This is a genomic window from Lacinutrix algicola, assembly GCF_001418085.1.
In the GTDB taxonomy this organism is placed as follows: Bacteria; Bacteroidota; Bacteroidia; order Flavobacteriales; family Flavobacteriaceae; genus Lacinutrix; species Lacinutrix algicola.
In genome coordinates this window covers 17,048-33,028 of the sequence record NZ_LIQH01000031.1, presented here as the reverse complement: position 1 = coordinate 33,028, position 15,981 = coordinate 17,048, and the positions used below count along the sequence as shown (strand labels likewise).

The following is a 15,981-nucleotide window of genomic DNA, read 5'->3' as shown; positions in this document are numbered from 1 at the left end:
TAGTTTATATTTTGCTTATTCTTTCAATAATCCCATTATTGAATACAATCTTAAAAACTGTTCCCAAATCACTTTATCTATTTCTTTTAATTCAGAAGCAACAAGATTTGACTTTACATCAAAATCCTTAAAACGAACGAATACTCTAGATTTAAATAGTTCATTAGCTTCCGTTATATCCGATTTCATGTATACATTAGGACCAGGATTGACTGATTCATATTCTTGAAGCAGCGTGCTAACATCTAAAAGTTTCAAAACAGATTCCTCATCAAAATTATATTTAATGAATTCATCTTGATGCGTCGCAAATAGATATCCTATTTCAGAATTTATATTTATGCTACTACTATTTCCTAAAAACCATAATAGACGTTCTATGGAGTTTTTTGACTTTATTAAACCTTTATTTAGTTTTTGAGACATTGGAAAACCGTTTAACCCAAGAATTGCTTTCCTAAACCTTAACTCATCAGAATATAAATTATCACTTCTCGAATTATCATCTTCACTTTCAAATAAAATAACATCAGACCAACTTAAAGACCACGGAACTATATTAGGTGTTTCTGAAATGGCATTTCTAATTACTATATCTTCATAAAAACGCATGTGCTTATCTGAAGCATGATATGTATATCCATCTAAATAAATAGCTACTTCTTTAAAAGCTAATAAATCATCAATATCTGTAATTACTTGACCATCCTTTTCAAGCTCAATGCACTTTATCAGAAAATCTGTTCTAGTGCTTACTGAAACGCCATCTTTTTCGCCCAAATTTATTTGTCCCCTGATAGCGTAAGTAACAAAACCTCCTTCAATGGGCAATTTTAAACGATACGTTTGAATACCATTTTCTTTAACCTTTGTGAAAACAATATTTTTATCTGTGTTTTTTTTGGTATATTTTTCTAAAGCATAACTGAATTTTTCTTCTAATTCGCTTTCCTCAATCATTCCTGTTTTGGTAAGTGATGATATTCCTTGATTTATAGGTTCCCAATCTTTAGATTGCTCTACAATACTTTTAAAAATAATTTCAGCTCTTTCTCTGCTTAAATCTTCTCTTATATATTGATTAGAATAGGTTAGTATACATCTATAGCAGCCATCTTTACCTTTTGTTTTACAAGAACAGTCCTTAATAGCTTTGTACGCTTCTTTTAATAAATCTGTAAACTCTTTTGGGTCAAATAATTTCTGTAAATAGCCTGTACCTCCAGGAATTGTATCGTAGGCTATTAGATACCTATCAAATCTTTGGTTTGCTTCATTATATTCCGAATAAAAATCGAATGCTACATGATCTGGATTCCCTTTATAATATTTCTTTAATCCTAATTGCAAACCAGCTTTAAACATTTGCTGTGTTGCCTCATTTAAAAACTCCTGTACAGGTAATAATATCTTTATCGCCTCTGTTTTAATACTTCTATATAAAAATACCTCTTCAAAAATATCATTAGTAATATTATTGTAATCTTCTTCTCTATGTTTACAAAACCCATAATGAAACTTTTTATCTCCATTACTATTTAAAACCAAATTAGGTTTTGATGTTGATTTCCCACAGTGCTTGCATGTTACAAATCCATGACGAGCAACATTTTCATTCTGATTAATAGTTATATGACTAGCATTTAAAGTGCCAGAACCTAAATTCACTTTTGTTAATTCCACTTCTTTTACATATTCAATACCAAATGGAATTTTAATCATACCCCAAGTTCCTTCTATGGTTTTAGGATTAAACTTAAAGTGTGTAGATACTGTATAATGTTGCTGTTCTCTCTCGTCTTTAGAATCGTTTAATGTTGCTTTATTTCTGGAATTTACAGATTTTACAGTCTGTAATCTTGCAAATTTATGTGTGTTAGATGCTGAATTCCAAGATTCATGACCACACTTTGGGCACATTCCTTTTTCGGCTTTTAAAGCATCTTCAATATGATCGCAATTAGAACAAAATCTCATTGTAACTAAACTAGATTTTTCACCACTCCAATCGTAGGTGTTCAAACCTGAAATTTCTAATCTGTTACCTTGACTATAAAAATAATTATCTGGCGCAAATTCTTTAAGAGCGGAAGCAGAAGAGCGCACTATTTCAAATGATTTATTTTCAGGTTCTTGTTCAGCTCCTTCAGGTTTAAAGCCATATACGTGTGCGTTTAATGTTACACCTGTTTCTGGAAAAGCATAATTAGGTAAAACACCCACATTGGTAAGATGCTCAATAACCTGTCTTTTTTCAATAGATTTCTTTAATTGCCAAAGCGCTCTTTTTTCTCTTGTTAGTTCTTTATGCTCTTCATCATTTTCTCCTAATTCTTTTTCTTTTATATAATTATCAATATCTGACACTTTTTGAATGATAAAAAAGATTTCTTTTTTTAGATCTTCAAAAACTCTAACCAATTTATTCTGAAATACACCTTGCTGAAGTGCTATTTTGATATCATCAATGATGGCCATATCAATTTGTCCTTCGTAAGTACCTTTAAAAGCATCTATTAATTGTTTCTGATTGTCTAAAACAAAGCCTAATAATTGATTTATAAAGAACCCATTACTGCTTAATTTATTAGCTTCAAGTAGACCTAATTTACTTATTAAACCTGGTATTTGATGTCTTTCTGGATCCTCCTTCGTCCAACTATCAAAACAATACGCTGTAAAATGTCTAAATAGAATATCTTTAGCATTTAAGAAACAACCTGGTGTATTAATATCACCCTCCATCATTTCGTTAGGCTCTTCATAGTAATACAAATCATGTGCTTTATTTTGAGCAAAATTTGTAATTAATGCTGTTCCTGAAGAACGTCCTGCACGTCCTATTCTTTGCAGAAAATTAGATGGTAAAGGAGGAATACTTGTGTTGATTGCTGCATTTAACGAACCAACATCTATACCCATTTCTAAAGTTGAAGTCGCTACTAATGTATTTAATGAATTGTATTTTGGTCTTTCTTTAAAGTCATATTCTGTTTGCTCCCTAACTTTTCTATCTAGAACACCAGTGTGCTCTGATGCATATATTCTTGGAGAATGCTCTCTATTGTATATAAGGTTATAATAATTAAAAGTATTGTTATTTGATTTCACGTACTTTCCAGAACATCTATAATTTATACATGCTGTTCCCTCCATTAAACTATCTGCTGTCGTTACATTTAATGTAGATGTGCACTCACTACAGCTAAAGCTAGCTACCTTGTTGCTTATGATAATTTCTTTGGGATCAATAGCAAAATTTTCTCCATCTTTTGCTGTTTCACTATTTAGGATTTCTACTTCCGATAAATACTCAAATAACTTTTGATAAAACTCATTAATTACAGCTGTATTATCTGGTACAAATTGAAATGATTTTTTAAAATAAGCATGGAACCAATTTGTCGTTTTCGCGTGTGTACTATCAATAACACCTCTATTATCTGGGTAATTAACCACCAATTTTGGAATACGTGTTCTAGGATGATAGCGTCTACTTAAATAATGCCTTCCATCACGCATCCAATTTAAATCCCATATTTTAAGATCCTTTGTTCTAAATTTCACCAAATAATCGTGATTTACAGCACCTCTAATTCGCATGCGATGCAAACAACCATTTATGAATTTCAAAAAATCATCTTGCTCAATACGCTCTAGCATATTATCATTTAACCATGATTGTATTTTCGAAAATACAAGCTCAAATTTTTCTTGATTAAAACTAGTAGCTGACGAACTCGTTTTTTCTAATGTTCTACCAATACCTGCATTATAACCAAACTCTGAAATTATTTCCCAAAACACGCGTGTATCGAACTCTTTTTCAAATGTTTTAGAAAACGAGTTGGTCGATAGATTTCTAAAATCTTCCACTCTTGCTTCTCCTGTTCTATCTGATGGGAAAAATCTATAGAAATATGCTTCTAAATGTTTTTTTTCTGTTGGATCTGCATGTGTTTTCCAATACGCAATAAATTTATCTTTTAGTGTAATTAAATCTATTGGTTGATTAATAGTATTAATCACTTTTTGCAAGGAAGCTCTAAACGTAAATCTATAATTTCTAGACTCTATAAATCCAGCTTGATGTGCAGCATCTTGAACACCATTAGTAAAGGCCAATACTTTTCTATATTTCTCACCACGTTCATCTAAATTAGATGCTAATATTTGGCTGGTAGTAATTGAGTTTAAAGTCGCTATACGCGTACCAATAATACTCATATCATTATTTGCATTACATTCTGGACACGTATGTAAGCCTTTATTTTCTCTAACTTTTCTATAAGCTAATAAATTAATTCTTCTCTCTGAAGGTGTATCATGAAACTTTAAATCCACCTCTTGCACATATGGTGTAATAGCAGCAGTAGGTTCATATTCTTCAATTTTATAATGTGCTGGTGTATTATAATTTACAAAATAGATGTTTTTATGATTATCAAAATATTGTGTGTATACTTCTAATGGGTCAATCTCAAATTGGTTTCTGTTATCTTGCTTATTAGCTAACCAACCACTTGCTCCACATTCTCTACAAAAATAAGGAGGTAAAGCAACGGATTCATTTCTACCTCCAATTTTATCACGCCAAGTAAATTTTGGTTGTTCTGAAAAAACTCTTAATACACCACTTAATTCTCGAATCCATATTTGAATTTGAAGGAATAAAAATGGAAAACGTTCTTTTTCATCTGCTTTTGCTTCGGCTATTAATGCTAAAATAGAGGTGATGACCTCTTCTTTTGGATAATGGCCATACTCATCATCATACTCAATGATAGCATTGAAATTAGCATTTATTTTATTTAGTCTATCAATTAACTGATTTATAGAAACGATTCCTTCACTACAAAGCGAACTGATGTCTTTCACTATCTTCAATTTCTTTAGTTCAACAGCTAATTTGAATGCAGAAATTGTTTCTGGGATTTGCCATAATTTTTTTTGACGATCGATATAATTATGATACTCTTCGTCTAATTTTAATCTACTTTGTTGTAGACCTACTAACCTTGGTAAAAAGGCATCTAGTTTATCATCAGGAATGGTATAGAATTCTTCAGAAGATAAACGGTGTTCAATAATTACAGATTCAGGAGGAAAAGTTTCTCCAAAAACATCCGAAGCATATTGAGTCAATAATTTTACTGAATCTTCTCCCTTTCCGATGGTTGCTGATGTCCCAACAGGACATAAATAATTTTTAGGAATGGCTAACTTTAATTTTAATCTACGAATTAAATTAGCAACATCCGTTCCTTGAGCCCCATCATAGGTGTGCAATTCATCCAATACTAAAAACCTTAGTAACTCTGGATTTTCAAAATTATGAGACCACAGTTTATTGTAGTTATGGCGCATTAAACCATAATCTAACATTTTGAAGTTGGTTAACAGAATGTCTGGAGGATTACTAATAATATGATCTCTATTTTCAATCACATGGTTTTTTCCCATGGTTGTTGGAAACTTATTTTTATTTTTTCCTTCGCCAATAAATAAACCAGCTGTAAGTTTTCCTTTTAGCTTATCATCATTAAAAATGGCTTCTGCTAAACGTTTTGCCTGGTCGGTAGCTAAGGCATTCATTGGATATAAAATAATAACTTTTATACCACTTTCTTTTCTATGTTTATAGCAATAATCTAAAATAGGATACAAAAAAGATTCTGTTTTACCGGAACCTGTACCTGTGGTTAATAAGGTAGGTTCTGGTTTATGATCCTCGTTGGTATGTAAACGTTTAAAAGCTTCAAACTGATGTTTATAAGGCGGAAAATTTGGTTTAATTTCAAGAGGTAGCTCTTCATCATCTGTGTAGGTTACAAATGGCAATTTAAGCGAGACATAAGGTCCTTTAAATATTCCTTCGCTTGGATGTTCTATAAACTTATAGAAAGCTTCAGACACCACTTTTTCCTTAAAGCTAAACGTTGCTTTTAGATATTCAATAATCGATTGCTTTACTTCGTAAGCTTGTTGTAATGGTAGCATATTCTTTTTTTATTATTCTATATCTAAATAGACAATGTATTCGTTGGCAATGGGCTGGTATTTAGTATTCGTATAAAAGTCTTTAATGGGAATTATGGTTTTTCCATTTTTAACTAACCAAATTTCATAATCTCCTTGATTTTCTTTACCAAAGTTGAATTCATCTTTGGATAAGTAAAACATTCCTGTATTAAATGTTTTCACTTCTATAAATTTAATATTTCCTTTTTCATCGGTAAACCTAATATCATAGTGAAGCCCTTCATTATCATCTGAAACTTTATAGATGTTAGAATAGTTATTATCTTTTAAATACTTCATTACACAATCTTCAGATGCATTACCAATTTGTTTTAATTTTCCTTTATTTTCCTTTCCAGGTAAAAATGGTTTTCTATTTCCTGCTCTTTTGAACTGATTGGTCTTTAGTTTTAATTTTTCACTCGAAACGACTTCTAACTCATTTGTTGGCAATTGATTTTTGTGGTCGTTATTATTCGTTTCATTATTTTCAATAGCCTTTAATTGTAATTCTAGAATAGATTTTAAATCAACTAATACATTTTTAAAATGTAATACACTTTTCAACTCAATATCTTGATTTATTAATTCCAATTCTGAATCAGTAAAACTTAACCTATTTGATACTAACATCTCATAAAAGTCTATTGTGTCTTCGAGTTTTAAATCTCCATATATACTTTTAATGTAATTATTAAAAATGTCATTTACATCAATTTTAAATTCATGTTTATTTTCTTCTGATATTTCTTTCGTAAAATATTCGTACTCTTCAAGTTGGTTTATTTTCGTTAAAAAACTTTTCTTATCCTCTAAACTAGATGTATTTAATTTATTCCAAATTGCAGATTTAACCCTTGATTTATTGCTTAAAATCACATCTCTAACAGACTTAAAGTGGTGTCTTTGGTATGATGTTTTATATGGATATGTATTAGAAAAATCCTTTAGATTAATGCTTAATTCATTAAATAGATTTTTTAATTTTTTAATTTGATTAGTACCCGATATATCTTCATAATCTAATTTAGCTACATCAAAGCTAACTTTTAATTTTTCTAATACTAATACATTTAAGGCTATATCGTCCAGTCCTTCGTCATACTCAATAGTTTTTAATGTAAATATTGCTTTCCAAAAAGCTTGTTTATAATCTGCTAATCCTAATAATTCATTGGCCTCTTTTAAAGTGTCTTCACTAAAATCTCTAATAATATCACTCTTAACAACTTCTATATTACTTCTAATAATATTTCTAAATTCAGTCTTGTCACTTTTAACATCAAATGATAAAGCTAGAATTTCAGCTATGTTATCTGTAAAATCAGAATTATTTATTAGGTTGTTTAATTCATCAAATGAGTTTACCTTCATGTAATAGGTGTGTTCCTCAACATGAATATACTCGTAAGTGGATGTTTGATACTCTTTTTCATTCACCTTATAATCCAATTTTGGACATAAGACCAATTTAATCTTATTACAAATAGATGCTTGTATTTGTTGCGATTTTAAATCATCGTAATCATGGATTCTTTGTGCAAGGATGTATGGTTTTAATTTTGTGAGATGCTCATTAAACTGACTTGTAAGCTTTTCTAAAATTTGATAAGACTCTAATTCAATTTTTATGTCGTTTAAGTCGTTGATACCAAAAAACTTTATAGCCTCAACGCCTCCAGAACGTGCTGGAAAATTAAAAATAGGAAAGTCTTTTTTTAGTTTTTTGGGTAGTTTAATTTTTTCGCTAAAATATACTTGTTCTTGATTGTAGCTATTTAATTTTTCTCCATCATCTGCAAATAATTGCACTGGCGAATGTATGATTGTTTTATTTTCTTTGTAATGACTTAATGCTTTTTTGTAAAAAGTTACAGATTTTGAGCCATCAGGATATTTTACACCTAGTTTATTTATAATGTCTGCTACTTTTACTATTGGTAAATCATTAAAATTATCTTTAGCACCTAATGCTACTAAAATTTCTTGAATAACACTTTTTGATAGATTGTTTTCTGAAAAAAGCGGATGCCTATAATTAATTTCAAAATCATTAACCCAATTATATTTTTCATCAATTAATAAATTACTGAACTTAATTTTATAATGTTTTCCTATTAAATATTTAATAAAAGACGTTTTTTCTCTGTAGAAATATTTAGTTCTGTATAAATATTCGACTTTATCTTTATTAGAATCGTTATATAGCTGACCTTTTAATTTGCTGTCAAAATATATCCAAAGAATAAAATTTTCTAATGAGATATTATTTAAGATATCATTGAAGCCTTCAATGTTTATAATATTTAGAGTATAACGCGTATATGAATCTTTATGAATGGATCTAAAATAATTATCTGCGCCGTAATTATTAAATTCTTTGTATTCATATTTAGCATGTTCATTTACTTTTAGCCATAAAAGATAGTCTTGAACCTTGTATAGTTCGTCAATAGAATCTAAATTAATCCCTAACTCTTTTGTATTTGCTATATAGTCTTTCTCTGTATAGATGCCCTCAAATATTATTTGGTTTGCATGCCCATTTGGATAGGTGCTGGAAAGTATGGTATTTGAACTTACCACAACGTCACCATTTAAAGCTATGGTTGGTATATCAATAGGTAATGGTGTTTTTATCGCTTCTTGGTTAATAAACTCAAAGTTGTGAAATAAGCAGCTATTCATTTCCTGAATTACTTCAACTTTGTTTACATCAGGTTTCTTTATTTCAATTTTGGTTTCACTAATAATTTTTCTTGCAAGTGTAGCTGGTTCAAAACTATGAATGTTGCATAAACCTTGTAATTTATCGGTTACAAAACGACCTCTGTTTTTATCTCTTTCAGTATTATAACCAAGTAACTCACTTAAACTAAAATATAATTTACGGTTTATAAACTTTATTTTGGTAAAGCCTGGTGTTTTAAGTGTACTATCTTTAGTTTCTGGTGTGTAGACATATTCATCTCCCAAAATTGGGTTTTCTTCCCTATCGATTAACAGATTTAATTTGTTTTTATGGTTTTTTTTAAGTTCAAAACTCTTCTTTACGATTTCATGAACAAATAAAGCGCGTTGTTCTATAGTTAATGGTAAAGCTGTTATGTTATTAAGTACCGTTACTACATCTTTGATATTTTCAAAACTGCTATAGATTTCAGCAAAAAATGAATAACTAGTAAGATTAATGTTTTCTGTAGGTTGTAAGTGAAACCCTAAAATTTCTGTAGCTTTTATTTTTTGCAACATCTTAGCAAAACTATCTCCATAATACACCACTTGGTTTAGCTTACTATAGGTGTTATTTACACAAGGGAAAATTTCCTCTTTTTTAAAAGCTGCGTCTATTAAATTGTAATAGCCCAAATTATTTAAAGTATCTGCTTTGTAACTATGATGCAAGATTTGTAAAGGCTTATAACTTACCTTTTCTTGGGTGAAATATTTAGCTACTTTAATAGTAAACTGTACTGTTTTTTTAAGGATAATTCTGTTTTTATCAGATTGCACGAGTTGGTTTCTAGTGGAATCTAAATCAAACGTAGCATGTAAAATATAAGGTTGCCCTAGATAGATATTAGTTGGAAAAAAGGAATATAATTTACCTGTTGGTTTAGCCATGTTTTCTTCTATAGCTATTTTAATTTGATAGAATTCTTCTTCTATCTTATCACTTTTCAAGACTTCGCCTAGAGACTCTTCTTCTTTAAAAATGTGCCAAGTGTTTCCATTGTAGGTTATTTTCTCTGTAGGTGCAAAATCATCACTATTGCTATTAATAGGCTCTTTATGGGTTTCTATGGACTTTACACACTCATCAAATCCTTCAAAATTAATGAGCTGTAAACTTTTTAAGAAAAATAAGGTTTCTGGAGTAATGCTTTTTACTTGCTTTATAATGCTATTTAAAAATGATGGCAAATAGGTAATAACAATACTCGTTACATAGTTGCCGGTTTCTATAGATTCTACTTTAGGGATGCCTAAAAAAGGAACTGGAATAGCAGTTTCAATTAAACCTTCTTCTCTTAATATAGCATTACGCTTATCCTCATTAAAGTGTGTATAGAAAAAATCTTTTCTGCTTTCTTGATTATAAATTAATGATAAGTTATTACTTTGAATCTCTATTTGAGTGCTCCAATTAATAATAGAGCGAAAACCCAATCCTTTATTACCTATGAAATCTTTTTTTGAAATTTTAGAAGACCTAAAAGGCATAAACAACGATTTATAGCCTTTTTCTGAAAATGGAGTACCGTTATTACTAACTGTTATGGTATTTGTTTCTTTATCTAATTTAATTAAAACTTCTGTACTGCCTTCGTCATCACAATTTTGAAGCAACTCTAAAATTTGGCGACCATTATAACCTTTAGTGATTTCGTTTTCTTCGTTATATTCTTTTAGCAAATAATCGAAGTCTTTTAAGTAGCCTATTTTTTTCTCTATTTGTTTTTTTACGAAGATCTCCATTAATTACTTTTTGTCTTAAAAATGATAGTTTATTATTCACCCACCTTATTTACCCACTTATTATATCTATAAGCACTTAAAACATTAACTTTAGTAACATTTAATTCACCCACTCTAGGTATTATAAAATGTATTACCCAATTACCTCCTTTAGTACCAACTCTATAAAAATCCTTTATCTTTTAAATAAGCAAAATTATTATCCAATGCTGCTATGTTTTAATGTTTTCAGCTGTTATCATTACTTTTTAATAGTATAATCTTATAATGAATAATCCTTTTAGTTATTCTTCCTCTTCATTGTTATTTAAAGCCTGAAACTTTTCTAAATCTTCTTCTAAAAGTTTTTCTAACTTTCTTTTTATATGTGGATAAAGGTTTGGTGGTTCACTAAGTTGGAATTTTTCGTCTCGATTTATAATACCATGAAAAACACATCGTATTTCTAATCCTTCTTCAAGTATTTCCACACTATCTTCCGGAATGGAATTAGGGTTAGAAACAATTGACTCTCTTATTGAAACTTTTATCTTATTTGTATAGCGAAATTGAGTTTCAAACTCAGAAAACAACTTTACCAAGTTTTTTAAGTGTTCTGCTTTTTGATACTCTGCATCGTATGTAACCTCAAATATTTTATCTTCCATCTCTATTGTTTTTTATTAAATACCTCCTCAAAATACGCCCAAGCCACTTTATAATCTTCTACACGATCACATTTATCAAAAGGTGCGTGGTAAGTAATTACTTTACCTTTGTATAACTCACTTTTTTCTATGGTATGCTCGTAGGAATCTCCTGCTTTTAGGTCTTTAATAGTATTCCAAACAGGTCTATCTACACCAACGCCTGTTAAACCTTTAGAGCAGGTAAACACAATATTACCAGTAGTATCATACCAAGTATCGTCTTCGTTTTGTTGTAATACTGGGAACTGTACATTGTACATAAATATTAACTCTTCTAGAGTTAAATTTAAAGCCATAGACGTAATAACGTCAATTTCAACCAAGGCTTGTCTGCGCTCGAAGAGATTCCGAAAAGGTATATCCCACATCCATTTTTGAGTTAAAGAACCAAATGGTTTTAAGCGAACATCGTTTACACTCCATTCAATTAGTTTAAAGCTACTATTCCAGTTACTTTCCCAAAGATTTGAATAATATGTATTTACGACATTTAGTAGTAGTGTCCTAAGGAGCAATTGCTCTTTGAATTCATATGGGATCTCAAATGGAAAAGTAACTGCTGTAGCCTTGTGAATTCTTGGGTTTCCAGTCGTTTTAATAAAAAAATCATATGGTAATGATGAAAACACACCTGATAAAAGAAGGTTTAATTCTTCAGTTTCAAAATTAAAGGAAGTAATAGAATCAATGTGAGTAGTATGAGGCATAGATATTGCAGATTGCAAAGTTCTTTCTCCCATTTGATTTATTCTTCCACTTGTTAAAACTTTATACGAATCTAACCATTCAATTCTTCCTTCTGAATTATAATATTTAATAAAATTGACACTCGGTATATAATTAGTTCTTGGTAAATATTCGGCGTTAATTAAAGTTAAATCAACTACATCGTAATTGGATTTTTCTTTACAGACCTCCCTAGGTGTTTTATATATTGGATTTCCTGTAAAAAATATTGGCCCACTGTAGACAAGCTCATGTTCTGAAAGATTAGGGAATCTGGTTTCTCGTTGCAATATATTTTTTTGCTGAGACTGGTTCTCATCTAACCCTGTAGAAATCTCAACTGCATAATCCCCAATTACTGTTGGTACATTATTAAATTTTTTGATAACACTTAAAAGCTCTCGACTATGTATAGAAGTTAACTTTGTTGATTGAAAGTTTTTGTTACTCTCAAATACTTCTGAAAGAACAAGAAGTTCATCATTAGAATATTTTAATATTCTATTTAAATGGGGAGTATCATTCCACACAAATTTACCCTCAGAGTTTTTAACCTTAATACCTCCACAAACACCTATGCCATTGTGAATAAAACTTCCATCTATTGTTCTTGGATGAAAGAGATTATTGATACTGTAAAATTCAGGATTTGGTTTATTTCTTCCATAAATATTTATGCTAAACTTAAATCTATGTCCAACACCAGAAAATAACATATATTGATTTTGGAATTGAAAGTGGTAATTTAATCGACTATAAATCTCTTCTCTTAAACTCTGACCTTTACTATCATCGTAAACACTTTCTGGGTGCAATATTCCTAGTTTTCCTAATTCCGAAAGTAATGAAAAACTGTTTTCTAAGACACATTTATATAAATTAGTTTGTTGTCCCAATAATTTCGGGTAATTCTGAGAACTATTCATAAAAGTCGTAGACGACTCTATTAAAATTTGTTCTTCAGTAAATGCTTCTTTTTGTCTCTGCAAAAGTAAAAACTGGATCTGAATCTCTTTTGATTTTGATGCTGAAATTTTTCTTATCTCTATTTCAGGATAAACCTCACTCATTAACCCCTTTTCATCAAATGCTATTTTTAACCAAGGAGGATTCCCTGCTATCACATCAAAACCTCCACGCTCTTTAAACACTTCTATAAACTCTAATTGATTATGAAAAAACTTGTATTCATCAGCTATTTGGTTTACAATTTTACTACGCTCGTTTTTAAATAAGGAGTCTGGGTTACTTTGTAAAGCTTCTCCTAATTTTTTCAGGGTTGCTGTTTTATCTTTACGGTAACTTTTTAGAGTGTATTGGTTTGCAGGTTCTTCAAACAAACTTGCTTGTTTTAATGTTTGCTTTGGTGCGAGTTCTTCTTCAATCTCTACCTCAGCTTCTTCTAATAAACTTAAATCTATGTTTATTATTTTTTCTATGTCATCATACCATTGTTGGCGTGTTGGTAGTTCTGCAGCATCACGCATGTCCCAAAACCATAAGGCACACCAATAGTCCATTATTAATTTTAGTTTGTAATATGGTGCGTTTGTATTGTTACGTTGTGCTGCTAATTGTTCTTTTTCGTCGTAGCTACGTAAACCAAATTGGCCTTGTTCTTCATCTTCATAAGCACCAAAAAAGCCTCCTTTCATTTTTGTTTGCGCATTTATACTTGCTTGAAACTTATAGTGTTCTTCTAATAATAAGTCTATGGCTTTAGAGAGTTTTTGTAAACGGTTATACTCATCGCCATTTATAGGTGCACAAAAATCGCTTTTCCAATTTCTTATATGTGTTGCTTCGGTATCAAACTCATTTTTCAATAATTTTATACCAGCAGAAGGTACCATGTTTTTATCTGGCAGTAAGAAATGATAGATTTCATCGTCCTTACGTTGTAAAGCATCATTAGGTTTAAAATGCAGGTGTTTTGGTGCTTTGTCCCACCATTCTTTTTTAATAGGTTTATTACGTTGTGCTGTGGTTCCTGTTTTTGGGAATTCTACAATAATAGATTTCTTTTTATAAACTTTTAACCAAGCACCAACTACTGCATTACCAACCCCTAAACGGTAGCCAAAAAACGGTGTTTCCATATCTTTATGGATCACGTTTAGCCATAATGAGAGTTTACCCAACTCAATAGCTGTTGGATTTAAATCGACTCCATAGGTGTTATTGGTAGCGATGTAGGCTTTTACTTTTTGTAATTCTTCTCTAAATTTTTCTGGAGATATTTTTTGCTTGAGTTCTTTTTGGCGGTGGCTTAAATAGGCCTCTGCCAATTGGTTAATGAGCTCGTTATGAAACGCTGCTGCACCCATTGCAGGTTCTAGCAATTTGAGTTCTAACAACTCTAGTGCTTTCATTTCTCCACTTTCTACTTTTTCTAAAATAGATTTTAGCGTATATTTTACGGTACATTGCGTTAATACTTCTGGAGTATAATACGATGCCGATTTTTGACGGTCTCTACCACTTAAACGGTATACAAATTGTCCTTTTGGTATAATGACTTCTTTATTGTCCTTTTCTTTTAAAACCTCAGCATCATCAAAATCGTTACGTCGTTTACGTGGCACTAATAAGGTATCTTCTTTCGGTTTGTTTTTTGGATGGACTTCTATATAATCTTGTTCGGCATAAAAACCTCTAAAGGCCAGTAAACTTTCATAAACAGATCCCAATTGGTTAATACCCAAATTGGCATAAGATATACGACCTCTTGCTTTTCCTTTTTGCTTTCGCGAAAGCGATAATTGACAAATTACATCTTGCCAAACATAGTTTCTAAACTTAACGCCTTTTAATTGGTTAAGTTTTTCATCATCAAACAAAGGCGAATCGATATGGCGGATTCTAAAACTTTTGTTGCTTCCGTTTTCGTTTTCACGATATCCAGCACTCATCAATTGAAATAATTGATGTAAAGATTCGTGAAAGAAATAGCCATTTAAACTATGGTCTGTAATTAATTGTGCTTGTTCTAGATCTCGCAACATTTCTAACGAATATCCTTTTTGATATACACTATCGGAAATTGGAAGAATGTCTAAATCTGCTCTAGATTCTGCATAAAACACAAATAACAATCGATACACAATACTCAAACAATCGTCTTTAACTTGGGCTTCAAAATCATCATCGGTTTCATCAAACTCTTCCGAAAGCACTTTCTTCCTATAATAAATAGCTTCGTTAGCCAATGCTTCTACTGCGTGAATAATACCTTCTTTTAAATCTTTGGTAACTTCATAAGCGCTTTTATGGCTGTCTTCTTCTAACTGGTCCATTAACACCATATCACTATCTGGAGACAACATCTCTTTAGATAATAATAAATAGAATAGTGAATAGTAGGAACGTGTTATTGTAGCTTCAGAAAAGAACTCTTCTAAATCGAAATATAGATACGAACCTCTAAACCATTTTTCTACATCTATTAAAAAGACCACATTTCCTGCTAATAATAAAATATACTGTGGACGCTCTTTTTGATCTAACAAACATAGTTGCGAAATGGCTTTGTTGATAATAACTGGTGAAATCTTAAATTCTTCTTTTACCTTGAAGATTCTACTCCATGATGATCTGTGGTATTTTTGCTCTTTAGTTGTAATCTCTTCATCCTCTATATTATAACGCTGATCAAATAAACCACCAGGCTCATCTTCCCCATCTTTAATTAAAGTCTGCATTTCCATCACCATCATGTGCAATTTATCTCCACGATAGAGTTTATGACGTACAGGTAATACTTCTGTTTCACTAAAATGAAACGGCTCGTTATATTCATGATGATTTCCATCAAAACCTAAAGCATTTAACAACTTTGTGTGAAATTGATGCGTTTCGTATATTTTATCTTTGGTACGTAAACGACCTTCTATAATAGATTGCTTGTACTTAAAATATTTATCTTTTAAAGGACTGATTCTTTTTTGAAGCTCTTTTTGATCTTCCGCACTATAACCAGATTTGGCATGCACTTTTTTAACGAAATCTTCATCGAAATAATTGGTAGCAAAAAAATCGCCTATGTTGTCTATAAATTTAATCATGC

At 30.6% G+C, this 15,981-nt stretch carries 4 protein-coding genes; all 4 read right to left on the bottom strand.

The genetic code is table 11. The features are described 5' to 3' along the window. Positions 1-15: 15 nt before the first annotated feature. On the bottom strand, positions 16-6,000 hold the full coding sequence (locus ASC41_RS06285) for a DEAD/DEAH box helicase (RefSeq protein ID WP_055435785.1): 5,985 nt from the start codon (positions 5,998-6,000) through the stop codon (positions 16-18). A 12-nt stretch (positions 6,001-6,012) separates the two neighbouring features. After that, a complete protein-coding gene (locus ASC41_RS06280) occupies positions 6,013-10,500 on the bottom strand; it encodes a sacsin N-terminal ATP-binding-like domain-containing protein (protein WP_055435784.1) in 4,488 nt (1,495 codons plus the stop codon). A 284-nt stretch (positions 10,501-10,784) separates the two neighbouring features. After that, positions 10,785-11,147: a hypothetical protein gene (locus ASC41_RS06275; RefSeq protein WP_055435783.1), complete on the bottom strand. Its 363-nt coding sequence runs from the start codon at positions 11,145-11,147 to the stop codon at positions 10,785-10,787. Positions 11,148-11,149: 2 nt separating this feature from the next. Then, entirely contained in the window at positions 11,150-15,979 is a 4,830-nt protein-coding gene (locus ASC41_RS06270; RefSeq protein WP_055435782.1) for an Eco57I restriction-modification methylase domain-containing protein, read from the bottom strand. Positions 15,980-15,981 lie beyond the last annotated feature (2 nt).

What these genes read in the sequence shown, in the direction of transcription:
- ASC41_RS06280 (WP_055435784.1), bottom strand. Translation starts at nt 10,500, where the DNA reads ATGGAGATCTTCGTAAAAAAACAAATAGAGAAAAAAATAGGCTACTTA.
- ASC41_RS06270 (WP_055435782.1), bottom strand. Translation starts at nt 15,979, where the DNA reads ATGATTAAATTTATAGACAACATAGGCGATTTTTTTGCTACCAATTAT.
- ASC41_RS06275 (WP_055435783.1), bottom strand. Translation starts at nt 11,147, where the DNA reads ATGGAAGATAAAATATTTGAGGTTACATACGATGCAGAGTATCAAAAA.
- ASC41_RS06285 (WP_055435785.1), bottom strand. Translation starts at nt 6,000, where the DNA reads ATGCTACCATTACAACAAGCTTACGAAGTAAAGCAATCGATTATTGAA.